The organism is Ferrovibrio sp., from assembly GCF_041906005.1.
Lineage (GTDB): Bacteria > Pseudomonadota > Alphaproteobacteria > Ferrovibrionales > Ferrovibrionaceae > Ferrovibrio.
The window spans coordinates 3252647-3276468 of record NZ_JAYRJY010000001.1 but is presented as its reverse complement, the minus strand read 5'-3'; the positions used below and the strand labels follow the sequence as shown (position 1 = coordinate 3276468).

Genomic DNA, 23822 nt, shown 5'->3' with positions numbered 1-23822 from the left:
CCATGTTTCGCCTGATCGCCCTCATCCTCATCATCGCCGGCCTCGGCGGCGCGGTCGCGCAGGCCCAGGATCTGCAACGCATTGTGGCCTTGGTGAATGACGAGGTGATTTCATTGCGCGATATCAATGAACGCGCCCGTATCATCATGGCCACCACGCGCCTGTCGGATACCCCGGAAATCCGCCGCGCCGTACGGGATCAGGCCTTGCGCTCCCTGGTCGATGAGCGCCTGCAGATGCAGGAAGCCAAGCGTCGCGGCCTGACGGTCAACCAGCAGGAAGTCGATAGCGCCATCGCCATGGTGGAGCGGCAGATGAATATCCCTGCCGGCCGGTTCGAGGAATTTGCCGAACGCTCCGGGATCGATCCGTCTGCCATTATCAATCAGATCCGCACCGAGCTGACCTGGTCTCGCATGGTCCGCGCCCGTCTGAATGCGACAACCACCATCACCGAGCAGGAAATCGACGAAGCCATCGCCAAACTGAAAAGCAATGCCGGCCAGACCGAAGACCTGATTTCCGAGATTCTGGTGCCGGTCGACAATCCTGATCAGGAAGAGCCTCAGCGCCAGACTGCCCTGCGGATCATCGAGCAGATCCGCAACGGCGCTCCGTTCCAGGCACTGGCTCGGCAGTTCAGCCGCGGCACAACCGCTGCGAATGGCGGCGAGGTCGGTTGGGTGCAGCGTGGCACCCTGCCTGATGAAGTGGAAAATGTTGTCGCAAAAATGAACAAGGGCGATGTCTCGGAACCGATCCGCACCGTGGGCGGTTATCAGATCATCCTGCTGCGCGATCGCCAGCGCATCGCCCTGCCCGGCGCGGAAGATAGCAAGGTCACGCTGAAGCAGGTGCTGGTGCCTCTGCCACAGAATGCCAGCAATGCCGACATCCAGGCCGCCGTCGCGAAAGCCCAACAGGCCCGCAACGCCATTCGTAGTTGCGAAGACGTCGAAGCCGCCGCCGAACAGGCCCAGTTGCAGGGCGCCGGCAGCCTGGGCACCCTGCGTCTAGGCGACATGCCGGAAGCCTTCCGTCGTGCCGTTGAACCCCTGAATGTGAATGAGAGTTCGCAGCCCGTGGCCACGCAGCGCGCGATCCATGTTTTCACGCTCTGCGCCAAGGAAGAAGCCAGCGGTATCAATCGCAACCAGGTGCGCCAGAATATTATGGTGCGGCGTGCCGAATTGCTGGCCCAGCGTTACATCCGCGAATTGCGGCGCGATGCCACGATCGAATTCCGCTGATCCGGGCATCCGCCGCCGGCCTCTTGCCCTGACCATGGGAGAACCCGCCGGGATCGGAGGGGAAATCGCCCTGCAATCCTGGCGTCAGCGCCACGACCAGAACCTGCCGCCCTTTGTTCTGATCGATGATCCTGCGCGCCTGAAAACCATCTGCGACCTGCATGGTTGGGACATCCCCCTGCAGCCTGTCGACGAGCCGGCGATGGCGCCGGAGGTTTTCCCGGATGCCCTGCCGGTGCTGCCGGCGCCGCTGCCCGCAACCGTTCAGCCAGGCGTTCCGGATCGCCGCAATGCGCCCGCCGTTCTGCACGCGATTGAGCTGGCCACCGCACTCTGCCGCAAAGGTGAAGTCGGCGCCATCGTAACCAATCCGATCCATAAGGCGGCGCTCTACGATGCCGGCTTCACCCATCCGGGACACACCGAATTCCTGGCCGCCTTATGCGAAACACCGCGACCGGTGATGATGCTGGCATCAGAGCGATTGCGTGTCGTGCCGGTCACCATTCATGTCTCGCTGCAACAGGCGATTGACCAACTCACGTCCGATCTGATCGTCGAAACCGCGCGCATCACCGCAACCGACCTGCGCGATAAGTTCGGCATTGCCAATCCCCGCCTGGCCATAGCCGGCCTTAATCCCCATGCCGGCGAAGCCGGAAGCATGGGCGATGAGGATGCCTTGATCGTCGCCCCAGCCGTGGAACGGCTGCGCGCGGAAGGCATCGACGCGCGCGGCCCGCTGCCATCCGACACGATGTTCCATGCCGAGGCCCGCGCCAGCTACGACGTTGCGATCTGCATGTACCACGACCAGGCGCTGATCCCGATCAAGACACTGGATTTCGACCGCGGCGTGAATGTGACGCTGGGCCTGCCGATCATCCGCACATCCCCAGATCATGGAACGGCCTTCGACATCGCTGGCAAGGGGATCGCCAGACCCGACAGCCTGATAGCCGCTCTGCGCCTGGCCGGTGCCATGGCTGCGCATCGCCATCATGTCTGATCCGATCGAGGCATTGCCGCCACTGCGCGAAGTGATTGCGCAGCACGATCTGGCCGCACGCAAAGCGCTGGGGCAGAACTTCCTGCTCGACCTCAATCTTACCCGCAAGATCGCCCGAGCAGCCATGCCCTGGGCGGCGGACACGGTGATCGAAATCGGCCCCGGCCCCGGCGGCCTGACACGCGCGCTGCTGCTGGAAGGCGCGCCCCGTGTGATTGCGGTCGAACGCGACGAGCGTTGCATCGCCGCGCTGCAGCCGCTGATGGCGGCGGCCGGCGGACGATTGATCGTGCATCCCGGCGATGCGCTGGAAACCGAGTTTGCCACTTTAGCGCCGCCACCCTGGCAGGTGGTCGCCAACCTGCCCTACAACATCGCCACGCCGCTGATCCTCAACTGGGTAGCCCACGCCGAGCAGTTTTCCCGCATCACCGTGCTGGTGCAGAAGGAAGTGGCGGAACGGCTGGCCGCGAAACCGGGCGGTAAAACCTATGGCCGGCTCAGCGTGGCGGCACAATGGCGCTGCAGCGTGCGCATGCTGTTCGATATCGGCCCCAAGGCCTTTGTGCCGCCACCCAAAGTGACGTCGACCCTGGTTGAACTGCAACCGCGCGTCCGACCGCTGGCCGAAGCCGATCTTCACAAACTAGAGCGTGTGACGGCTGCGGCCTTCAATCAGCGCCGCAAGATGCTGCGAGCAGCGCTGAAACCGTTATGGGCCGATGCCGATGCAAGGCTGCAAAGCGCCGGGATCGATCCGACGCGACGGGCGGAAACACTGTCGATCGAGGAATTCTGCGCGCTCGCCCGCCTGCTGTAATGGCGCGATCAGCGGCCTTCGCGAAGCTGCTTGACGAAATCAACCAACCCGACGCCACGGTGGCGCTTCAGCCGTTCGGCCCGCAGGATGGAATGAACCTGGGCCAGGCAGCGTTCGACATCCTCGTTGATCACGACATAGTCGTATTCAGCCCAGTGGCTCATCTCGTCGGCCGCCTTGGACATGCGCTTGGCGACCACCTCGGCCGAATCCTGCGCCCGGGTATGCAGCCGTTTCTCGAGATCCTTGGTGGAAGGCGGCAGGATGAACACACTGACCAGATCATCACGGGCGCGCTGGCGCAGTTGCTGCGTGCCCTGCCAGTCGATATCGAACAGGATATCCTGCCCGGAGGCGAGACGTTTTTCGACCTGCTCCTTCGGCGTGCCGTAGTAGTAGTCGAACACCTTGGCATGCTCGAGCAGCTCCTGACGGTTGACCATCAGCCCGAAGCGCTCGGTGTCGATGAAATGGTAATGCACGCCATCCACCTCGCCCGGCCGCCGCGTGCGGGTGGTGACGGAAACGGACAGATGCAGTTCCGGGTCGGATTCCAGCAAACGACGCGAGATCGTCGTCTTGCCAGCACCCGATGGCGACGACAGCACCAGCATTAGGCCGCGGCGGGCAATGGTGATGGAAGCGGCAGCATCGGTCATGGGCGCATCATTCGACATTCTGGGCCTGCTCGCGCAGCCGGTCGATCACCAGCTTGAGATCGAGGCCGATGGCCGTCAGGCCGGCATCGAAGGCCTTTGAGCACAGCGTATTGGCTTCGCGATTGAATTCCTGGGCCAGGAAATCGAGTTTGCGGCCAACGCCGCGCCCGTCGCCGGCCTTGATCAGGCCACGCGTCGTCTCGATATGGGCCTTCAGCCGGTCCAGTTCCTCGCGGATGTCCAGCCGCGTGATCTGCAAGGCCAGTTCCTGGGCCAGCCGGTCCTCGCTCACCGGCGGCTGCTGGGCGAGCAGGTCGTCCAGCTGCTGGCGCAGGCGCCGCCGCAGGGCCTCAGGCCGTACGGCTTCGACCTCGGCGGCCCGGCCGGTCAGGCTGGCAACCTCGTCCAGCAGTCCACCCAGCACACCGGCCAGCTTGCCGCCCTCGACGGCCCTGCTCTGCACCAGACGATCCAGCGCATGGCCGAAGCTTTCGCGGATCGCCTTCTCCAGCTCGGTGCGGGTGTCTTCGGTTTCGGTGCTGCCGACCGGTTCGACCACGCCGCGCACGGCCAGCAGGCCATCCAGCCGCGGCGCACCGATGCCGCGTGATTCCAGTTTCGCGCCCAGCGCCAGCAGCTGATCCAGCAGTGCTTCGTTCAGACGATAGGCCGGCGGCGGGGCATCGGCGGTTTCGGTGAATTGCAGATTGAGCGTGACATTGCCACGCACCAGTTTCGCCTGGGCCAAACCGCGCAATTCGGCTTCCAGGCTGTCGAAACCCGGCGGCAGACGGAACCGCAGTTCGAGGCCGCGGCCATTCACCGACTTCAATTCCCATATCCAGCTTTTGCCCGCGGCACGTCCATCGACGCGCGCGAAACCGGTCATGCTGATGAGCGACACGATTCCCCCGGAGGTGCTACGCTGTCCGGCACTATAATGCGAAATCATCAGGGGGTCGAGGCTAAGCCATGGACGAAACACCGCTTTCCGGAATCGTCATCACCGGCGCATCCAGCGGAATCGGCGCTGCCCTGGCCGAGCTTTATGCTGGGCCCGGCACATTGCTGGCACTGACCGGCCGCGATGCCGGTCGCCTGGAGGAGATCGCGGAGCGCTGCCGGGCACGCGGTGCCACGGTGATCGCCGAAACCGTTCCGGTCACCGATATGGCCGAGATGCACAGGTTCATCGTCGGAGTCGCCGCCGCCGCGCGGCTGGATCTGGTGATTGCCAATGCCGGCGTGTCGGGTGGCTTCAAAAGCTGGGATGACTTCGACGCCTATGTGCGCGGCATTACCAGCGTCAACATCGACGGCGTGCTCAACACGGTGAACCCGGCCATTCCGATCATGGTGCGCCAGCGCGCGGGCCAGATCGCCATCGTCGCCTCGCTGGCGGGTTTCCTCGCCATGCCGGGCGCGGTGCCCTATTCCTCATCCAAGCATTTCGCCCGCGCCTATGCCGAGGAACTGCGTGGCCGGCTGGCACCGGAGGGCATCCGCGTTTCGGCCGTCTGCCCGGGTTTCGTGGTGTCGCGCATGACGGCACGCAACAGGTTCCCGATGCCCTTCCTGATGGAAACGAACAAAGCCGCCCGCATCATCCGTGACGGCCTGGCGCGCAATCGCGGCCGTATTGCCTTCCCCTGGCCGATGCTGGCGATCATGCGCCTGCTGGGCCTGCTGCCTTATCCGCTGCTGGACTGGCTGCTGCGCCGCGCACCCGGAAAGGACTAGCGATCAGGCTCCCCGTTCATACCAGTCCTTGCTGGCATTCACGATATGCACGACCGACAGCATGACCGGCACCTCGATCAGCACGCCAACCACCGTGGCCAGTGCCGCGCCGGACTGGAAACCGAACAGGCTGATCGCGGCAGCCACGGCCAGTTCGAAGAAATTGCTGGCGCCGATCAAAGCTGAAGGACCGGCCACGCAATGGGCCACGCCGAAGCGGCGATTCAGCCAGTAGGCCAGGCCGGAATTGAAATAGACCTGGATCAGGATCGGCACCGCCAGCAAGGCGATCACCAGCGGCTGGGCCAGGATCTGCCCACCCTGGAATGCGAATAGCAATACCAGCGTGGTCAGCAGCGCGACCAGCGACAGCGGCCCCAGGCGACGCAGCACGACCTGCAATGCCAGCTCGCCGCCCTTGCTCATGATCCTGCCACGCCAGATCTGCGCCAGCACCACCGGCACGACGATATAAAGCAACACCGACAGCAGCAGGGTCTGCCATGGCACCACGATGGATGACAGGCCAAGCAGCAGCCCGACAATCGGCGCGAAGGCCACCACCATGATCGCATCGTTCAATGCCACCTGGCTTAAGGTAAAATGCGGCTCGCCGCGCGTGAGGCTGCTCCACACGAACACCATCGCCGTGCAAGGTGCGGCTGCCAGCAGGATCAGGCCCGCAATATAGGATTCGATCTGCTCGGCCGGCAGCCAGGGCCGAAACAGCCAGCCGATGAACAGCCAGCCCAACAGGGCCATGGAAAACGGCTTCACCGCCCAGTTGATGAACAGCGTGACGCCGATGCCACGCCAATGCTCTTTCACCTGGCCAAGTGCTGCGAAATCGATCTTCAGCAACATCGGAATGATCATCAGCCAGATCAGCACGGCCACCGGCAGGTTGACCTGCGCGACCTCCATGGCACCGATGACCTGCACGGGGCCGGGCAGCCAATGACCGATGGCGATCCCGACCACGATGCACAGGGCCACCCAGAGCGTGAGATACCGCTCAAAGGTGGTCATGGCGGGCTTTGTCGCAGATGCCGCCGTTTCAGAGACCACGGACATGACGGCTTACGATGCCTCGGCCATCGAACGGCCGATATCGTCCACCCGCTTCTGCAGCGCCATCTCGTCCAGTGCCTTGATCGGCAGGCTGGCGAAGATGCCGATGCGGTTGCGCAGCATGCGATAGGTATCGGCGAAGGCCAGACGTTGTTCCGCCTCGCTGCCTTCGACGGCAGCCGGATCAGGCAGGCCCCAATGGGCCGTCATTGGCTGGCCCGGCCAGATCGGACAGACCTCGTTGGCGGCGTTGTCGCAGACGGTGAACACGAAATCCATCTTCGGCGCATCCGGCGTGGCGAATTCATCCCAGGATTTCGAGCGCAGGGCATCAATCGGATGACCGGATTTCCGCAGCAGGTCGAGGGCCATGGGATGCGGCTGGCCTTTCGGCATGCTGCCCGCGCTGAAGCCCCGAAAACGGCCCGCACCCATCTCGTTCATGATCGCTTCGGCCAGAATGCTGCGGGCCGAATTGCCGGTGCACAGGAACAGCACGTTATAAACACGGTCGGACATCGTTCTCTCCTTCAGGCGCAGCAGGATGCCGGAGCTTTTACGGCAGGCTTGGCCGGACGCGTGGCACAGCAGGCACCTTCGGCTTTCTCAACAGCGGTGGCGCCGCCATACACCGTACTCTCGCCATGCGTCAGAAATGTTTCCCAGGCGATACCCTGGGGGTCGCTGATCCAGCTTTTCTCGGATTCGGCATAGCAGCAGGTGACGCGCCCCTGCTCCAGCACCGGCGCGTCGGCCTGCTTGAGGCGGGCATAGACTTCGTGCAATTCGGCTTTGTCCTCCACCTGGATTCCCAGGTGATCGATGCCGACCTTGGTGCCGCGCGCCGCGATGGCGAAATTCACCCGCGGGTCTTCCAGCATCCATTTGGCGTAATCGGGTTTGCGCACCGTCGGTTCGGCAGCGAACAAGGCCGAATAGAACCGGATCGACTCATCGAGATTTTCAACCGCGACGTTGACGTGCAGGCGCTTCATCGGATGGCTCCGTGGCAGAGGGAACGGATGGCTGGCAGACCGGCGCGCAGGTCGTGCTGCCGCCGCAGCAGTTTTCGGTGAGGAAGGCGACAAGGTCGTTCATTGCCGTGAAATCGGCGGCATAGAACAGCTGCCGCCCGACACGGCGCTGGGTGATCAGGCCGGCATGCAGCAATTGCTGCAGATGGAAGGTGAGCGAGGACGGCACAATGCCGAGCCGCTCGGCCAGCATCCCGGCCGGCAGGCCGTCCGGCCCCTGCTGTACCAGCAGGCGATAGGCCGCCAGCCGGTTTTCATGGGCCAGCGCGCCAAGGGCGGCAATCGCGGGTTTGGTTTCCATGCCACACTCCGATATTACGAATAATATCGAAACATAAAGTACGGCCCACGCGAGTCAATGATATTTTGAAGAAAATCGTACTATTGGAAAAGCGGCTCAGCGCCGCTGGCTGGCGCGATAGGCGGCCACGTTGCGCAGATGCTGCTCATAGGTCTGGGCGAACAGATGCCCACCTTTCCCGTCGGCCACGAAAAACAGGAAATCGTGGCTTTCCGGCTGCAGCGCCGCGGCCAGGCTGGCCCGACCGGGATGGTTGATCGGTGTGGGCGGCAGGCCGTCGCTGGTATAGGTGTTCCAGGGGCTTGCCCGGGCGAGATCGTCGCGGCTGAGCGGCCGGTCCAGCTCCTTCTCGCCACGGGTGATGCCATAGGCCACCGTGGGGTCGGCCTGCAGCCGCATGCCGCGTTTCAGCCGGTTCAGGTAGACGCCGGCCACGCGAGGCCGCTCGGCCGCGAGCGGGGTTTCTGCCTCGACAATGGAGGCCAGGATCACCGCCTGGCCCGGGTCGGCCAGCGGCAGACCCGATGCCCGCTTGCCCCATAGCTCGGCCAGCAATTCATCCCGCGCCTTGCGCATGCGCGCCACCAGTTCGGGGCGGCTGTCACCATGGACGTAATGGTAGGTCTCGGGCAGCAGACTGCCCTCCGGGGGCGCCTCAGCCGGCCAGGCGCCGGTCATGGCCTCGGCCGCCTCTACCAGCCGCCGGATTTCGGCGCTGGTCTGGCCTTCGGGGATGGTCAGGCGACGAACCAGCACGCGGCCGGCCGCAATCCGTTCCAGCACGGCGCGCGGGCTGTCGCCCGGGCCAAACTGATATTCGCCGGCCTTCAGCGCGGCGGCCAGGCCGCCCTGCCACACGGCCAGTTGCAGCAGCCGGGCATGGTCTACCACGCCCGCGTCGACCAGCCGCTGGGCAATGCCCGACACGCTGCTGCCACGCGGGATGAGAACAACGGTATCCTGCCGCGCCGGGCCCGGGGCCTCCAGCCAGGACTGGAACCAGACATAACCGCCGGCGCCGACCAGCGCCGCCGCCAGCAGGATCGCCAGCAGCGCACGCGTCAGCCGCTTCATCGGTTGTGTTTTAGGCTTCGTAGCGCTTCAGCACGAGCGAGGCGTTGGTGCCGCCGAACCCGAAGGAGTTCGACAGCGCCGCGCGCACCTCGCGCTGCTTGGCCTTATGCGGCACCAGATCGAGGCCGACGGCCACATCGCTGGGATCGTCCAGGTTCAGCGTCGGCGGCACAATGCCGGTCTTGATCGCCAGGGTCGAGAAGATCGCTTCCACCGCGCCGGCAGCGCCGAGCAGATGGCCAATCGACGACTTGGTGGACGACATCGACAGGCTGCCCATGGCATTGCCGAACAGCCGCTTCACCGCGCCCAGCTCGATCTCATCGCCCAGCGGCGTCGAGGTGCCATGCGCGTTGACGTAATCGATATCGGACGGCTGCATGCCGGCACGCTTCAGCGCCATCTGCATGCAGCGGAAGGCGCCATCGCCGCTCTCATGCGGGGCGGTGATGTGATAGGCATCGCCCGACAGGCCATAACCCACCACTTCGGCGTAAATCTTGGCGCCACGGCGCTTGGCATGCTCGAGTTCCTCAAGCACCACCACGCCAGCACCCTCACCCATCACAAAGCCGTCACGGCCTTTGTCCCAGGGGCGCGAGCCGGCAGTCGGATTGTCATTGAAACCGGTCGACAGCGCGCGGGCAGCACAGAAGCCAGCCACACCGAGCGGACCGATGGTGGCTTCGGCCCCGCCGGCCACCATCACGTCGGCATCGTCCCACATGATCAGGCGAGCCGCGTCACCAATGGCATGGGCGCCGGTCGAGCAGGCCGTCACCACCGCGTGGTTAGGGCCCTTGAAGCCGTATTCGATCGAGACATGACCGGAAACCAGATTGATCAATCGGCCGGGCACAAAGAACGGACTGATGCGGCGATGGCCTTTTTCCTTCAGCGTGATCGCCGCCTCTTCGATGCCGTTGAGGCCGCCGATGCCGGAGCCGATCAGCACGCCGGTACGGCAGCGCTGCTCCTCATCGGCTGGCACCCAGCCGGAATCCTTCACGGCCTGCTTCGCCGCCGCCATGCCGAAGACGATGAAATCGTCAACGCGCTTGCGTTCCTTGGCTTCCATCCATTCGTCGGGATCGAAAGCATCGGCACGATCCGGAAAATCCGCTTTCAACGGCACCTGCCCGGCGATACGCGCCGGCATTTCGGAGGCGTCGAAACGGGTGATCTTGCCGAGGCCAGATTCACCGTTGATCAACCGGGTCCAAGTCGCTTCCACGCCGCAAGCGAGCGGCGTGACCAGGCCGAGGCCGGTAACGACGACACGACGCATGGCTGAACCTTTCGAGACGAATGAACGGAAATACGGAACGCGGCGGCGGCGTCAGCCAGGGCTTACGACGCCGAACGCTCCTTGATGAAGTCGATCGCGTCCTTGACGGTCAGGATCTTCTCGGCGGCATCGTCGGGGATCTCAACGCCGAACTCTTCTTCGAACGCCATCACCAGCTCAACCGTGTCCAAGCTGTCAGCGCCCAGATCGTCGATGAAGCTCGCGTTCTCGGTGACCTTCTCTTCCTCGACGCCCAGGTGCTCGACGACGATCTTCTTCACGCGCTCAGCAATGTCGCTCATTTCCTAAATCCTTGTGGTTGTGGCTGCCTGCACCGCGCCTGAAGCGGCAGCAGCCGGCAGATGGGGGCCTCCCTTAGCATAGAAACCCCGCGCTTCCAAGCTGTTCCCCAACGGTGGGAAAGGCTGATTCGGTGCCGGATTTCCTTAGGAAATCATGGCCATGCCGCCGTTAACATGCAAGGTCTGTCCGGTCACGTAGGCGGCTTCCTCCGAGGCCAGATAAACCACCGCGGCGGCGATTTCCGGGCTCTGGCCGAGTCGGCCGGCCGGAATCTTCTGGGAAATCATTTCCTTCTGCTGATCGGTCAGCACATCGGTCATCGCGGTCTGGATGAAACCGGGGGCGACGCAGTTCGCCGTGATGTTGCGCGAGGCGACTTCCTGGGCCAGGGACTTGGTCATCCCGGTCAGGCCGGCCTTGGCGGCGGCGTAGTTCAACTGGCCCGGATTGCCGGTCGCACCCACCACCGAGGTGATGCTGATGATGCGGCCCCAGCGGCGTTTCATCATGCCCTTCAGGCTGGCCCGGGCCAGACGGAAGGCGGCCGTCAGATTGACATCCAGCACGGTTTGCCAGTCCTCGTCCTTCATGCGCATGGCCAGCCCGTCGCGGGTGATGCCGGCATTGTTGACTAGGATATCCACCTGGCCCATGGCGGCCTCGGCCTGGCCGATCAGACCGTTCACCGCATCGGCATCGCCCAGATTGCAGGGCAGCACATGCGCACGGCTGCCCAGCTTGGCGGCAACCTCCTGCAACACGGCTTCACGCGTGCCCGAAAGGCCGACGGTGGCGCCCTGGGCATGCAGGGCTGCGGCGATGGCGCCGCCAATGCCGCCGGTGGCGCCGGTGACGAGGGCGAATTTGCCAGTCAGGTCGAACATCGCTTCGGTCTCCTCAAAGGAATGTATCTGTATCAGAGGCTCTTGGCCCAGGCTTCCAACTCGGCCGGCAAGCCAACGCTGAGCGGTTCGATTTCCTTGTCGATGCGCTTCACCAGCCCGGCCAGCACCTTGCCCGAGCCCAGCTCGACCACCTGTGCCACGCCCTGGGATTTCAGCCACTGCACGCCTTCGCGCCAGCGCACCAGACCGGTCACCTGCTGCACCAGCAGTTTCTTGATATCTTCCGGGTTCGATTCGCCCTTCGCCGTCACGTTCGAAACGATCGGCAGCTTCGGCACATTCAGCGTCACCTTGCTCAGGGCTTCCGCCATCGCATCGGCGGCCGGCTGCATCATGGCGCAATGGAACGGCGCGCTGACCGGCAGCAGCATGGCGCGTTTCACGCCCTTGGCCTTGGCCACCTCGATGGCACGCTCGACGGCGCTTTTCTTGCCCGAGATCACCACCTGACCGCCGCCGTTGTCATTGGCGCAGCCGACGACTTCGCCCTGCTGCGCCTCCGCCACGATCTGCTCGGCGAGATCAAGCTCGGCCCCCAGCAGGGCAGCCATGGCCCCCTCACCCACCGGCACGGCCTTCTGCATCGACTGGCCGCGCAGCTTGAGCAGGCGGGCCGTATCGGCAACCGACAACGCGCCCATGGCGCATAGCGCGGAATACTCGCCCAGCGAATGGCCTGCCGCAAAGGCGCCCTTGGCGGCGAGGTCGACGCCGAAATCCTTTTCGGCGACACGCACCACCGCCAGGCTCACGGCCATCAGCGCCGGCTGGGCATTCTCGGTCAGCGTCAGATCGGCTTCCGGGCCCTCGAACATCAGGGTGGAGAGCTTCTGCGACAGCGCGTCGTCGACTTCCTGGAACAGGTGGCGGGCGGTGGCGAAGGCCTCGGCCAGATCCTTGCCCATGCCCACGGCCTGGCTGCCCTGGCCCGGAAAGAGGAACGCACGGCTCATTCTGTGACTCCCGATAGCGAATGCCGGCAAGCGGCGAAAATTGCCGCGCCAGTCATAAGCGCCGGCCTCGCCCTGTCAAGCGTCGGGGTCAGGCCGCCAGGGTCAGAGCCTTCCGATAAGCCATTGAAATATCTGCGCTTGTCGGCTGCACCCAGCGCGCCGCCACATGCTGGTCCGGCCGCAGCAGATAGGCCGTGCCGGGCTTTGCCGCATAGCGCTGCGCGGCAATGCCTTCGGCCGGCAGGGTGACCACGTTCACCCGGCCCCGCAGGTCCTGCGGCAGGGACGCGGTCGCCTCGCCGAATACCAGCAGGGTGAAGCCGCCGCCGGCACAGCGGCGCAGCAGCCATGCCTCGCCAGCATCATCCAGCGGGGCATCCACGGCCGGTGCGCCAGGGACGGGCCCGGCCGCAAAGATATCGCGGTCGGGCGTGGAGAGCGGCGTGTCGCGATACGTGGTCGGCAGCGACAGGCGGCCGGAATTCACCAGCCGGCGGGCGAAGGCGTGATCGGCCGCGAGATCCAGCACGGCATCGCGCAATGCTTTCGCCGTGGCGGATTTCGGCACGATGAAATCGGTGCTGCGTGTGGAGTTGAGGATATTCTCGTCGGCGGCCGCAACCCGTTCGCTGTCATAGGTATCCAGCAAGGCATCTGGGGCCTCGCCATTCAACACATGCGCCAGCTTCCACACCAGATTGTCGGCATCCTGCACGCCGGAATTGGCACCGCGCGCACCGAAGGGCGACACCTGATGCGCGGCATCGCCGATGAAGATCACGCGGCCATGACGGAAACGATCGAGGCGACGGCACTGGAAGGTGTAGACGCTGACCCAGTCGAGCTCGAATGGCACGTCGTTGCCCAGCATGGCCTTCAGGCGCGGCATCACACGCTCGGGCTGGCGTTCGGCTTCCGGATCGGCCTGCCAGCCAAGCTGCAGGTCGATGCGCCACACGTCATCCGGCTGCTTGTGCAGCAGCGCTGAACCGCCGGCATGGAAGGGCGGATCGAACCAGAACCAGCGCTCGGACGGGAAATCGGCCTTCATGTGTACGTCGGCGATCAGGAAGCGGTCCTCGAAAACCTGGCCGCGGAAATCGAGGCCCAGCTTGCGCCGCATCGTTGACCGCGCACCATCGGCGGCCAGCACGTAATCTGCCACCAGCGTATAATCGCCATCGGGCGTCTCCACGCTGAGCCGCACGCCATCGTTGCCAGGCACGGCGTCGGCGACGCGGTGTTTCCAGCGCAGATCGATCAGCGGCTGTTCACGCGCCGCCTCCACCAGATAAAGCTCGGCGTAATATTGCTGCAGGTTGATGAAGGCGGGAAACTTGTGGCCGCTCTCGGGCAGCAGATCGAAGCTGTAGCGCTGGTGCGGGCCGTGGAACACCTTGCCGATCTGCCAGGTCACGCCCTTGTCGAGCATGCGCTGGCCCACGCCGAGGCGATCCCAGATTTCCAGCGTGCGTTTGGCGTAGCAGATCGCGCGGCTGCCAACCGAGACGCTGTCTTCCTCGTCCAGCAGGATGCAGCCGATGCCATGGGCCGCCAGGTCGAGCGCGGCGCTCAGCCCCACCGGGCCGCCGCCCACGATGGCAACGCGGCAGCGTTCGGTGCCGCCGGGCGGTGTCTGGGGCGGCCGGTAGCCGAATTGCGGATAGGTAAACGACGCCATCCGTTCCCTCCCGGGAGATTTTTTGGTTACATATGAAACCAAATTACCCGGTCCGGCGGCTGCCGCCAAGCATTTGAGCAAGTACTGGCGCAATCAGGCTTTTCCCCAGGCGGCCGATAGGGTAAATTCGAGTTAACTTTTCGCCGAGGCAGATATGGCCGAACTATCGGGTATCAAGCAGGAACTGTATTTCGTCGGGCTGAAGGTCGCCCGCGACCAGCAGCTTGCCGTGCTCAGCGCGGTTTCGGCCAGCCTGGAGAATATCAAGCAGATCACCGCCCCCGCATCGGCGCCGACCGCTGCCGGCACCGGCAAGCAGGTCGATATCAGCGTCTGACACCGCGTCTGACCCGACGCGCAAGGCACAAAAAAAGCCGACCCTATAGGTCGGCTTTTTTGCGTTTGATAGGCTGGCCGTTATTTGTCGAAAGCGCCCGAGCGGATCGTTTCCGGCAGCTTTTCCAGGCCATGGGCCGTGACCGCCTTGCCGAACAGCGAGGTCAGTTCGGCCAGCGCCATGCTCATGGCAATCGCCGCCACGATCTCGCGGCTGATGCCGCCATTGACCAAGGCTTCCCAGGTGGCCACGAACGATTCCCGCGTGACCTTGCTCTGCTCTTCTTCCGTCATCGCCATGGGCTAGCCCCCTTCGTGTTGCGAATCGGTTTCTGTCCGCCCTTTATTTCGCATGCTTTGGTTTAGCGAAAGTAAACAGCACGGCGGAATGGAAAACTCCGGTGAGAATACTATCACAGAATCCATCCGGCGCGATGTGCTTCAGCCATGCGCCAATTGGGATCGCATCTCCCTGAACATCCTCAGGGCACGGTTCATCAGCGTGCCGACACTTTCACCCGGGGTGGCCCGGCATATCCGCACGGTGGGATACCAGGGCGTGCTTTCCCCTTCCGTCCCCCAATACCAGAGCTGACCACGCGTTCCCGGCATCAGCAAAAGCACCGGCAGACCCAGCGCCCCCGCCAGATGCGCCGCTGCGGTGCTGACCGTGACGACCATATCCAGGGCCGCGATCTGAGCCGCCTGGGCATCGATATCCTTGAGGGGATCGACTTCCGCATCATGCCGCAACGGAACATTGCCCTGCCGCGAGAACACCTCCGCCTCGGCCGCCGCTTTCCCGTATTGCAGGGATATAAAAGCGGCATTGGGCTCGTGCAGCAGCGGCAACATGTCGTCCAGCGCCACAGACTTGCTGCTGCCCGTGCGCAGGTTGTTGCTGTTCCATGAAATGCCGACCAGCAGGTCGCGCTCCGAGGCATACCGCTGACGAAACACAGCCCGGCGTTCTGGATCGGCCTTCAGGTAACGACACGGATGATGCTCAAGGCTTCCTGGATCCGAACGCAGAATGGCCCCCAGATCGCCGAACGGCCGCTGGCAGGCTAGATTGAGTTCGGCGACATCCAGCGGTTCATTGTTGGCCCGGAACTCGACGCCCGGAAACGATCGCCTGAACAGCGGCACCAGCCGCCGGTCGGTCCCAACCACGGCATCGGCGCCACGATCACGCAGTTCCGGCAGAAGACTGGAGAACAGGATTTCGTCGCCGATGCCCTGCTCCTGCCAGATCAGCAGCCGGCCTGGCGGCGGGAAATTGCCATCCCAGGATGGCAGGCCGCGGCTGGTATCCGGCGAGGTCCAGCCGCTGCTCTTGAAGCGCCATGCGAAATGCGGCCAGGCCTCGGCATAACGACCAAGCTTGAGCAGCATCAGGCCCAGATTGTTATGCGCTTCGGCATCCTCGGGATTCCGGGCAAGCAGATCGAGATTCAGCCGCTCGGCTTCCTCGTAACGCGTTTGCACGTCACGAACATTGGCGAGGTTACCGGCAGCGAGGCGGCTGTCGGGATTCAGTTCAAGGGCCCGCAGGCAAGCGGCTTCCGCGACCTCCACGCGATCGCGACGCAGTTCGACGCCGGCAAGATTGCCGCAGATCTGCGCTGTAACCGTATCATCCGGCGAAAGCGTCAGGGCGCGCTCATAGATGGCGCAGGCCTCATCCAGACGGTTCAGCTTGCCCAGCACCTGGGCATAAGAAACCAGCAGCACCACCTTGTTTGGTTGTCTGGCCAGCGTCTTTTCCAGCAACTCAGCGGCCCGCTGCTCCTTGTGGCTGCCAGAATAGGCCGTGGCCAGCAGCGCAACGGTCTGCGGTTCATCCGGCTTCAGTTCATAAGCCCGCTCCAGCAATGGGACGGCCGTGGCCTCGTCCGAAGTATCGATGAGAACGCGCCCAAGGGCCCGCAGGGCATCGGGGAAATCCGGCTTGATCGCGATCGCGATGCGATATTTCTGCGTGGCCGTTTCCAGATCTTTCTGCAACTCGGCAATGCCGCCCTGCAGATATTGTGTTTCAAAAGCGGCCAGCCCCTTGCCCTCGAGGAATGCCGCGAGCTGCTGCAAGGCATCGGCATGCCGCAGTTCCAGTTCGGAACGCGCGAGGATGAACAGCTTGCGCACAAGATCAGGATTTCGGAGCGTCAGATCCGTGAAAGCCGCGACTGCTTTTTCCCTGTCTCCGGCATGCCAGTCAGTGACTGCCAGGTTGAACGCCGCCTCGGTGAAAGCCGGATTTGCCGTCAGGGCTGCGTTGAAATGATCGCGGGCAGCGGCCCAGTCCTTGCGGCCCTGAGCAAGCAGTCCGAGATTGTTATGCGCATCGGCATTGCCTACATCGATCTGCAGGGCCTGCTGATAGGCGGCAAGGGCTTTGTCGGCGTCTTCCAGGGCTTTGTGTATGTTGCCCAGGCTATTGCGGTAGGCCACGATGCCCGGATCGAGCGCAATCGCCTTTTCAACAAAAGGCAGCCCCTCCTGCGGGCGCCCCAATTGTTCAAGCGCCATGCCCAGAAGATGCAGGGCATCGTCATTTTCGGGCTGCTGCTGCAGGACAACGCGATAAAGCTGGCAGGCGTCTTCCAGCTTTCCGGCTTGATGCAAACGAACGGCGAGTTGCAGCGCCTTATGCCAATGCATGTCCATGGCATGCGCCCTTCAGGGACACCCGCCGCACCGTTCGCTTATTTCAGACCGTCCATGATGTTGCGGTTGATCTCGATCAGGGCCTCGAGGTCCTTGGACTCCCCGGTCGTGATCTTGTCGGTCTGCTTATTCACGAAAATGCAGATATTAATCAGCGAAACCTTGACGTCCTTGCTCAGCGTATTCGCCTCGTCCAGCACTTCAGGCATCAGGTGATTCCAGACGTCGCGGTTCCAGCCGATCGCCGAAGCGATCTTGGCCACATCGGACGGATGCCCGCTGTTCATCAGCGGGCGCACGTCTATCAGCGCCCGGGTGACCGAGGAGAACAGCCGGTATTCAAGCTGGCGCGGGGTCTCAAGAGCGTTTTGCGCCGTCAGATACGGATTCTTTCCCGCCATCGAGCAGTCTCCTCTCAACTTCGATCAGGCGCCGCGCCAATTTCAGCAGACGGAAATAATCGCGCTGAGCCAAGGCGGCGCCAATGCTGGCTATCAGAGCATTGGTACTCGGAGCAGCCTTAACGAACTCCAAACAGAGCTGCGTGATCTTTGGGTAATATTCGTCGAATTTATCGTCCCAAAGATAAGTGAGCTGGCAGAAATAGTAGATTTCCTTGGCAATCGTATCGATGTCCTCGGGCCTCATGATGTGTTTCTCGCGGAGAAACGAGGCTTTGTTCTCGATGATGATGCTGGCCGATTTCGACAGGCTGAGAACGGCGCGGTTGAGGATGAATTTCTCGCCGGCCTTGAGTGTGATGATGAGCGGCACGCGCACGGAAGGGGGCTGCCCTTCCTCCCTGATTGCTTCGGACTGGAACAGGGCTAGCCCTGTTATGCCGCCGCGTCAAGGAATCCCAAGGTTTTGTATAAAACCGAAAAAGAAAAGGGGGCCTTGCGGCCCCCTTTCCGGGATAACGGATCAGACTGCCGATTAACGGAACAGGCTGAGCAGGGTGTTCGGCTGCTGGTTGGCGATCGACAGCGCCTGGATGTTCAGCTGCTGACGGACCTGCAGGGACTGCAGGGTCGCGCTTTCCGAGGCCACGTCGGCGTCGACCAGGGCGCCAAGGCCCTTCTTGGTCGCGTCGACCAGATCGTCCACGAAGCCCTTCTGCAGCTTGATCGAACGCGACTGGGCGGCGATTTCCGCCGACATCGAGTTGACGATGCCCTCGAACACGGAAATGTTCGTGATGGCCGCGCTGTACAGACCAGCGCTGGTGTAGGCGGTGATCGCCGAGGTCAGGATCGAGGTGGCCGAAGCCGACAGGCCGCTGCCGGTCGACAGGGTGAGCGTGGTGCCCGACACGTCGGCCACGAAGGTCACCAGGGTGCCCCCGGTGGCGTTGTTCAGCAGGTTCTTGCCGTTGTAGGTGGCCTGGCTGATGTAGTTGGTGATCTGGCTGACCAGCTGCTTGGCGTCGTTCGAGTACACCGTGCGCTGCTCGGAGGTCAGCGAGCCGTCGGCCAGATTGGCGAACTTCGCCTTCAGGTCACCGAACAGGTTCGAGATGCCGGTCAGAGCGGCGGCGGTCACCTGACCGAGGCCTTCACCGGCAGCCAGCGAGGACTGCACAGAGGCATAAGCCTTGATGTTGCCGCGGATGCCCTGGGCCACCGCGAAAACGGCGGCGTCGTCAGACGCATCGGCAACCTTGTAGCCGGTCTGGACACGCTTGGACGTCTTGTCGAGCTCGTTGTTGATGCCGCGCAGAGACGACAGGGCAACGAGGGCGCCAACGTTGGTATTTACGGAATTCGGCATGGGGTAACTCCTATTCTAGGGTCAAGGGCATATGCCCATATAAGCCCTCTTTTGAGAGCTATGGTCGGGAAACTACATGATCCGCAAACCCGGTGTCAACAGGAAAAGTCAACACGAAAATGTGTCGATTTCCTGGGTAACCGCTTGATAAGGCTGCCAGATCTCTATCGACCCGAAACCCGGCTATGCCATTGCAACTGCAAGACTTTGCAGCACGCTGGCCCAGTCGCCCGGCTTTTCCTGCCGAATGATCCGTATACTGCGATACCACGGATTCCCCTCGCCGCGCGCCGGCCAATACCACAGCCGCCCCCGGCCGGACGCCAGCAGCAGATGGGTCGGCACCCCCAGTGCGCCCGCCACATGCACCGTCGTGCTGCTCACCGTCACCACCGCATCCAGTGCGGATACCTGCGCGGCGAACGCATCCATATCGCGTAGGCCGTCTATGGCGGTATCGCGATGGATCGCGATACCGGCCTGCTGCAGCATGGCGATCTCGGCGGCGACATCACCGTATTGCAGATTGATCCAGAAGATGTCCGGTCGCCGCAGGATCGGCATCAACGCATCGAGAGAGATACTCTTATGCTGCCCGATATCGGCATTGGCGCTGCGCCAGGCGATACCGACCAGACGACGACCGCCAGCCAGACCGCTATAGCGTTCACGCAAGGACTGCCGCAATTGCGGATCAGCCTGCAGGTATTTGCCATCGCCGGCGAAATCTGTACGGCCAAGCCGCAGAATGCCACCCAGACTGCCGAACGGACATTGCGCGACAGCATCCACCGCCTCGCCTCGCGCAACCACGGTCACGCCCTCTTCTGCCAGCGAGCGCCGATACAGATCGACAAGGCGGCGATCGACCGCGACAAAGACATGGGCGTCGCTGCGACGTTGCGCATCCCGCAACATCGTGCCGTAGAGAATCTGGTCGCCGACGCCCTGCTCGCCCCATAGCAGCAAGCCCTTGCCATCGAGCGGCTCGCCGCTCCAGCGCGGCAGTCCCATCGACCAGTCGCGTTCCTTGAATTCCGGATTGCGCCAACGCCATTCATACTCGGCCCAGCCTTCCGCATAAGCGCCATTCGCCAGCCGGAACAGGCCATGGTTCATATGCGCGGCAGGCCAGTCCGGCGCCAGGGCCAATAGCAGCCTGAAATGCTGTTCGGCAGCTGCCTGCTCGCCAAGATCCTCCCACAACAACATGGCAAGGTTATTGCGGCACAGGACATGACCCGGCTGCAATGCGAGGGCTTTCTCAAACTGCTCGCGCGCAGCGGCGGCATCCCCGGCCCCACGCAACAGATTGCCCAGATTGTAATGACCCTCGACATAATCCGGATCGAGACTGATCGCGCGGCGATAGGCGCCTTCGGCGGCCTCGATGCGGTTCAGCGCCAGCAAAGCCGTGCCAAGGTTGCCATGGAATTCGGCTGCCTGCGGCGATTGAAGAATGGCCCGCTGGATCAGATCGACCGCCGTTTCATGCTCGCCGCGCTGATCGCAGATCACACCCAGCAGGTGCAGGGCATCAGCCTGCCCGGCATGATGCGCCAGTACGGCACGGTACGACCGTTCCGCGGCGGCAAGATCACCGGCCTGATGAGCCGTCACGCCGTCGCGCAACAACTGCCTGACCAGATCCGTATTCAGTTGATCAGAAGGCGGCATCCAGCGCCTCGCTCAAGCGATCCATCACGCCCGACCAGTCTCCCGGCCGCGCCTGCCGCAGCAGCCTGATACTGTCGTACCATGGCGTACGCTCTCCTTCGCGTGGCCAATACCACATCCGGCCACGGCCGGCCGACAGCATGACCCAGCATGGCTTGCCCAGCGCACCGGCGAAATGGACCGTCGAGTTGCTGATGCTCGCCACGCCATCCAGAGCCGCGATCTGTGCGGCCAGCCCATCCAGATCGTTGGTGGGGTCGATCTCCGGATCCTGATACACTTCGATGCCGTGCCGCCGGGCAAAAGCCTCGATCTCGGCCTGCACGCGGCCATATTGCAAGGAAACCCAGGCGATGCCTGGTTTGCGCAATACCGGCAGCAGCGATTCAAGATCGAGGCTTTTGTAATCGCCGACATGCCAGTTGGCACTGCGCCAGGACAGGCCAATGCACTGCTTCGCCGTCGGCCATTGCGCGCGGTAGCGCTGGCGGATTTCTTCCACGCAATGGCCGTCGGCCTTGAGATAGTGGCCGCTCCCGCATTCCTGCGGCGCATGACGCAACCAGGCCCCAAGACTGCCAAGCGGGCATTGCACATCCGCCTCAACCTTTTCGCCCCGCGCCACCACCGCAACGCCTGCATCCGCCAGCGACCGCGCGAAGAGTGGCACCAGCCGGGCCTCGACCATCAGGGTGACACGGCCATTGGCCCGTTGCGCCGCATCCGGCAGCATGGTGCCATATAAAACATGATCGCCGACGCCCTGCTCGCCCCATAGCAGCAGGCGCCGCCCGGCCAGCGGCGCGCCGTCCCAGCGCGGCAGCCCGCCGCCCCAATCCGGTTCGGTGAAGCCGGCGAAAGACCAGCGATGCTCGTATTCCCGCCAGCCCTCGACGTAATCGCCGAGCGAAAGCAGGAACAGGCCGTAATCCATATGCCCTTCATGGAAATCGGGCGCCAGTTCGAGCAGTCGGGCAAACGCCGCTCTGGCACCGTCAATGTCATTGTCGAGATTGAGGGTGTAGGCCAGATTCTTGTGCGCCTTGAGGAATTTCGGCCGCGCGGCAATCGCGCGCCGGTAATACGCCACCGCTTCGGCGAAGCGCTCCTTCTCCAGGCAATCGTTACCCAGACCGTTGAGCGCATTGGCATCCTGCGGATTGAGGGCGAGTGCTGCGCCGAAAGCAATCGTCGCGGCCGCCTTGTCGCCATTGCGGCGCAGCGCCACGCCCAGCAGGGTATGGGCATCGGCGTAATCCGGCGCCAGCGCAACGGCGCGTTGCAGCAGCGGAATTGCACCGGCCACATCCTGGCGATCGATTCGGCATTGCGCCTTATCCGCCAGCAGGGCGGCATCTTCAGGCAACGCCGGCATCACCCCGTCGAGCAGCGCCTCGCTGCGTTCGGGCTGACCGGCCTCGCGCCATATGGCCGACAATGTTCGGATCGCCGCGATATTATTCGGATGCCTTGAAATCAATTCCGACAGCAGGCCTACGGCTTCGTCCATCCGCCCCTGCTGCCGCGCGATCAATGCCAGCCGCTGCGTCGCCTCGGGATGCCAGGGTTCAAGCTGCAGGATCAGCGCACAGGCCCGGCGCGCGTCGTCGATACGGCCCACGCGATAGAGCGTCTTGGCCGCCTTCAGGGCTTGGGCGATTTTTTCGGCGTAGGAATCCGGCTGCATGTTAACCTTGGACTGTTATGCCATGAGCGTTAACGGAGTCGAAAGGCCCTGGCGGGAAACAAGACGTTGTCCAGGGTCGGCCGGAGAGCAAACCTGTGTCGCAGTTTCCAATCCCCCTGCCCGGCCCGGCCAATGCGGCCCCGCCGCGGCAGGCATCGACAGACGCGCCGGAACATCTGGCCGGCGTGAGGGATTTCACCATCGCCCTGCGGCGGGATTTCACCGGCTACCTGTTTTCGCTCGGCCTGCTTCAGCTTGGCAACCTGCTGGTCCTGCCCCTGATCACGGCCCATCTGACGGCGGCCGAGATCGGACTCTATAGCCTGGTCGAGGCGGCCCTGCTCCAGGGCCTAACCGTCAGCCTGCTCGGCCTCAAATTCGCCTACCTGTATTATTACGCCCACCTGACTCCGGAACAACGGCCCCGGCTGCTTGGCACCGGCCTTCTGCTGGCAGCCGGCGCCAGCCTGGCGATCGGCGCGTTATTCGCGGTTCTGTTCTCGCATTCCGCCGTCATGCGCGTATTCGACAGCGAGACCCTGCCGCATGCCTGGCTGTTCATCCCGCTGCTGCTGACCGGATCGGCCCAGACCATACTGCTGACCGAATTGCGCGCGGCGCGCCATGTCTGGCTCTCGGGCATCATTGCAGCCATCCAGATGGCCGTTCATTTGCTGCTCGCCTGGTTTCTGATCGCCCGATACCAGGCGGGGCTGACTGGCCTGCTCTCTGCCCAGGCAGTCGCTCAGACCATATCTGCCATGGCCACACTCATTTTGCTTCGGCAGCGCATCGCTGTCCGGTTCGATCCGGCGCGGGCCGGCAAAATGCTGCGCTATGGGATACCGATGATGCTGGGGCTGACGCTGCGCTACAGCCTCGACACACTGTGCCGCTTCCTGCTTGCCGCCCTGGTCTCGATCGAGGCCGCCGGCCAATACATGATCATCAGCGGCATTTCGGTCCTGTTCGAGGCCATCCTCGCCAATCCCTTCTACACGGCCTGGGGCGGCCTTGTGCATCATGCCCTGCGCCGACCCGAAGCAAGCGACATTCTGGGACGCATCAGCAGCATCGCGCTTGCTGTGGGATCGATCATTTTCCTGTTGATCCTGGCCGGCCAGTCCACGCTGTTCACCCTGCTGGCTCACGATCCGATGCCCGGCCTGGCCGGTGCCTTTGCCCTGCTGTTGCTGTCGCGCCTGGTCATGCTGGTGCGATCGCCACTGACCGGCGGCATGCTGCGCACGGGCCGCACCGGCTGGGCGGTCAGCAATACCCTGCTGGCACTCGCCATTTTCGGCATCGTCATCCATCCCGCCGCGACCTATGCGGGACTCACCGGCATGGCCGGTGCGCTGCTGCTTGCCAATACCGTCGCCTCGGCAACCGTGGCGGTGGTGGCGTGGCGCCATTGTCCGCAGCGACTCGAACCCGCCGCTCTACTGCTCGGCCTGCTGGTCGTGGCTGCGACGATTTTAACCCTGCTTCATGGTGGCATGCCCCCATGGCTCTGGGGCATTCTGTTGCTGGCCGCCTTTGCCCTGCTGGTTCGCCTGGGCCGTCATATCCATGTCAACGATCGGCTATAGTGCTG

25 protein-coding genes are annotated in these 23822 nt (G+C 63.4%); 6 read left to right on the top strand and 19 right to left on the bottom strand.

Annotation, left to right across the window (positions count from 1 at the left end; all coding sequences use genetic code 11):
• The first annotated feature begins 2 nt into the window (after nt 1-2).
• The 3 genes from ACE3OO_RS16115 to rsmA are packed head-to-tail and all read left to right on the top strand — an operon-like array spanning nt 3 to nt 3079.
• Nucleotides 3-1250: a peptidylprolyl isomerase gene (locus tag ACE3OO_RS16115; protein WP_374304457.1), complete on the top strand. Its 1248-nt coding sequence runs from the start codon at nt 3-5 to the stop codon at nt 1248-1250.
• Between the two features lie 34 nt (nt 1251-1284).
• Nucleotides 1285-2259 carry a 4-hydroxythreonine-4-phosphate dehydrogenase PdxA gene (pdxA, locus tag ACE3OO_RS16110; protein WP_374304456.1) on the top strand — a complete coding sequence of 325 codons (975 nt, stop codon included), beginning with the start codon at nt 1285-1287 and terminating at the stop codon, nt 2257-2259.
• Nucleotides 2252-3079 (top strand): 16S rRNA (adenine(1518)-N(6)/adenine(1519)-N(6))-dimethyltransferase RsmA, encoded by an 828-nt coding sequence (rsmA, locus tag ACE3OO_RS16105; protein ID WP_374304455.1) that lies wholly within the window; start codon nt 2252-2254, stop codon nt 3077-3079. The genes pdxA and rsmA overlap by 8 nt, the downstream gene beginning before the upstream one ends.
• 8 nt (nt 3080-3087) lie before the next feature.
• Here the strand turns inward: rsmA and gmk are convergent, their stop codons facing one another.
• Entirely contained in the window at nt 3088-3738 is a 651-nt protein-coding gene (gmk, locus tag ACE3OO_RS16100; protein ID WP_374304454.1) for a guanylate kinase, read from the bottom strand.
• Between the two features lie 7 nt (nt 3739-3745).
• Entirely contained in the window at nt 3746-4642 is an 897-nt protein-coding gene (locus ACE3OO_RS16095; RefSeq protein ID WP_374304453.1) for a YicC/YloC family endoribonuclease, read from the bottom strand.
• Nucleotides 4643-4710: 68 nt separating this feature from the next.
• Between ACE3OO_RS16095 and ACE3OO_RS16090 the strand changes: the two genes are divergently transcribed.
• On the top strand, nt 4711-5478 hold the full coding sequence (locus tag ACE3OO_RS16090; protein WP_374304452.1) for an SDR family NAD(P)-dependent oxidoreductase: 768 nt from the start codon (nt 4711-4713) through the stop codon (nt 5476-5478).
• Between the two features lie 3 nt (nt 5479-5481).
• Here the strand turns inward: ACE3OO_RS16090 and arsB are convergent, their stop codons facing one another.
• From arsB to ACE3OO_RS16040, 10 genes are all read right to left on the bottom strand, one after another.
• Entirely contained in the window at nt 5482-6507 is a 1026-nt protein-coding gene (gene arsB / locus ACE3OO_RS16085; RefSeq protein WP_374304451.1) for an ACR3 family arsenite efflux transporter, read from the bottom strand.
• Nucleotides 6508-6558: 51 nt separating this feature from the next.
• On the bottom strand, nt 6559-7068 hold the full coding sequence (locus tag ACE3OO_RS16080) for an arsenate reductase ArsC (RefSeq protein ID WP_374304450.1): 510 nt from the start codon (nt 7066-7068) through the stop codon (nt 6559-6561).
• A gap of 11 nt (nt 7069-7079) precedes the next feature.
• Nucleotides 7080-7544, bottom strand: a complete 465-nt coding sequence (locus ACE3OO_RS16075) for an ArsI/CadI family heavy metal resistance metalloenzyme (protein ID WP_374304449.1) — start codon at nt 7542-7544, stop codon at nt 7080-7082.
• A complete protein-coding gene (locus ACE3OO_RS16070) occupies nt 7513-7884 on the bottom strand; it encodes an ArsR/SmtB family transcription factor (RefSeq protein WP_374304448.1) in 372 nt (123 codons plus the stop codon). Before ACE3OO_RS16070 ends, ACE3OO_RS16075 begins: the two co-directional genes overlap by 32 nt.
• A 96-nt stretch (nt 7885-7980) precedes the next feature.
• The gene (gene mltG, locus ACE3OO_RS16065) at nt 7981-8958 is read right to left on the bottom strand and encodes an endolytic transglycosylase MltG (protein ID WP_374304447.1); all 978 of its coding nucleotides are present in this window, start codon (nt 8956-8958) and stop codon (nt 7981-7983) included.
• 10 nt (nt 8959-8968) lie between these two features.
• Nucleotides 8969-10246, bottom strand: coding sequence for a beta-ketoacyl-ACP synthase II (gene fabF, locus ACE3OO_RS16060; RefSeq protein ID WP_374304446.1), 1278 nt, complete (start codon nt 10244-10246; stop codon nt 8969-8971).
• A 62-nt stretch (nt 10247-10308) separates the two neighbouring features.
• Nucleotides 10309-10548 carry an acyl carrier protein gene (locus ACE3OO_RS16055; protein WP_374304445.1) on the bottom strand — a complete coding sequence of 80 codons (240 nt, stop codon included), beginning with the start codon at nt 10546-10548 and terminating at the stop codon, nt 10309-10311.
• Nucleotides 10549-10692: 144 nt separating this feature from the next.
• Nucleotides 10693-11433 carry a 3-oxoacyl-[acyl-carrier-protein] reductase gene (gene fabG, locus ACE3OO_RS16050; protein WP_374304444.1) on the bottom strand — a complete coding sequence of 247 codons (741 nt, stop codon included), beginning with the start codon at nt 11431-11433 and terminating at the stop codon, nt 10693-10695.
• Between the two features lie 32 nt (nt 11434-11465).
• Nucleotides 11466-12407: an ACP S-malonyltransferase gene (fabD, locus tag ACE3OO_RS16045; protein WP_374304443.1), complete on the bottom strand. Its 942-nt coding sequence runs from the start codon at nt 12405-12407 to the stop codon at nt 11466-11468.
• 88 nt (nt 12408-12495) lie between these two features.
• Nucleotides 12496-14088: an FAD-dependent oxidoreductase gene (locus ACE3OO_RS16040; RefSeq protein ID WP_374304442.1), complete on the bottom strand. Its 1593-nt coding sequence runs from the start codon at nt 14086-14088 to the stop codon at nt 12496-12498.
• A 154-nt stretch (nt 14089-14242) separates the two neighbouring features.
• Between ACE3OO_RS16040 and ACE3OO_RS16035 the strand changes: the two genes are divergently transcribed.
• Entirely contained in the window at nt 14243-14425 is a 183-nt protein-coding gene (locus tag ACE3OO_RS16035; RefSeq protein ID WP_374304441.1) for a hypothetical protein, read from the top strand.
• Between the two features lie 80 nt (nt 14426-14505).
• Here the strand turns inward: ACE3OO_RS16035 and ACE3OO_RS16030 are convergent, their stop codons facing one another.
• From ACE3OO_RS16030 to ACE3OO_RS16000, 7 genes are all read right to left on the bottom strand, one after another.
• On the bottom strand, nt 14506-14724 hold the full coding sequence (locus tag ACE3OO_RS16030) for a hypothetical protein (RefSeq protein WP_374304440.1): 219 nt from the start codon (nt 14722-14724) through the stop codon (nt 14506-14508).
• Between the two features lie 141 nt (nt 14725-14865).
• Nucleotides 14866-17091, bottom strand: a complete 2226-nt coding sequence (locus ACE3OO_RS16025) for a tetratricopeptide repeat protein (RefSeq protein WP_374304439.1) — start codon at nt 17089-17091, stop codon at nt 14866-14868.
• 38 nt (nt 17092-17129) lie between these two features.
• Complete coding sequence (gene flaF / locus ACE3OO_RS16020) at nt 17130-17492, bottom strand: flagellar biosynthesis regulator FlaF (RefSeq protein ID WP_374304438.1); 363 nt, start codon at nt 17490-17492, stop codon at nt 17130-17132.
• Nucleotides 17449-17871, bottom strand: coding sequence for a flagellar biosynthesis repressor FlbT (locus ACE3OO_RS16015; protein WP_374304437.1), 423 nt, complete (start codon nt 17869-17871; stop codon nt 17449-17451). Before ACE3OO_RS16015 ends, flaF begins: the two co-directional genes overlap by 44 nt.
• Nucleotides 17872-18027: 156 nt before the next feature.
• Complete coding sequence (locus tag ACE3OO_RS16010; RefSeq protein WP_374304436.1) at nt 18028-18861, bottom strand: flagellin; 834 nt, start codon at nt 18859-18861, stop codon at nt 18028-18030.
• Nucleotides 18862-19044: 183 nt separating this feature from the next.
• Complete coding sequence (locus tag ACE3OO_RS16005; protein WP_374304435.1) at nt 19045-20538, bottom strand: tetratricopeptide repeat protein; 1494 nt, start codon at nt 20536-20538, stop codon at nt 19045-19047.
• Nucleotides 20525-22225, bottom strand: a complete 1701-nt coding sequence (locus ACE3OO_RS16000) for a tetratricopeptide repeat protein (RefSeq protein ID WP_374304434.1) — start codon at nt 22223-22225, stop codon at nt 20525-20527. Before ACE3OO_RS16000 ends, ACE3OO_RS16005 begins: the two co-directional genes overlap by 14 nt.
• A 95-nt stretch (nt 22226-22320) precedes the next feature.
• Here ACE3OO_RS16000 and ACE3OO_RS15995 point away from each other — a divergent pair, with 95 nt between their 5' ends.
• Entirely contained in the window at nt 22321-23817 is a 1497-nt protein-coding gene (locus ACE3OO_RS15995; protein ID WP_374304433.1) for a lipopolysaccharide biosynthesis protein, read from the top strand.
• The last annotated feature ends 5 nt before the right edge of the window (nt 23818-23822 follow it).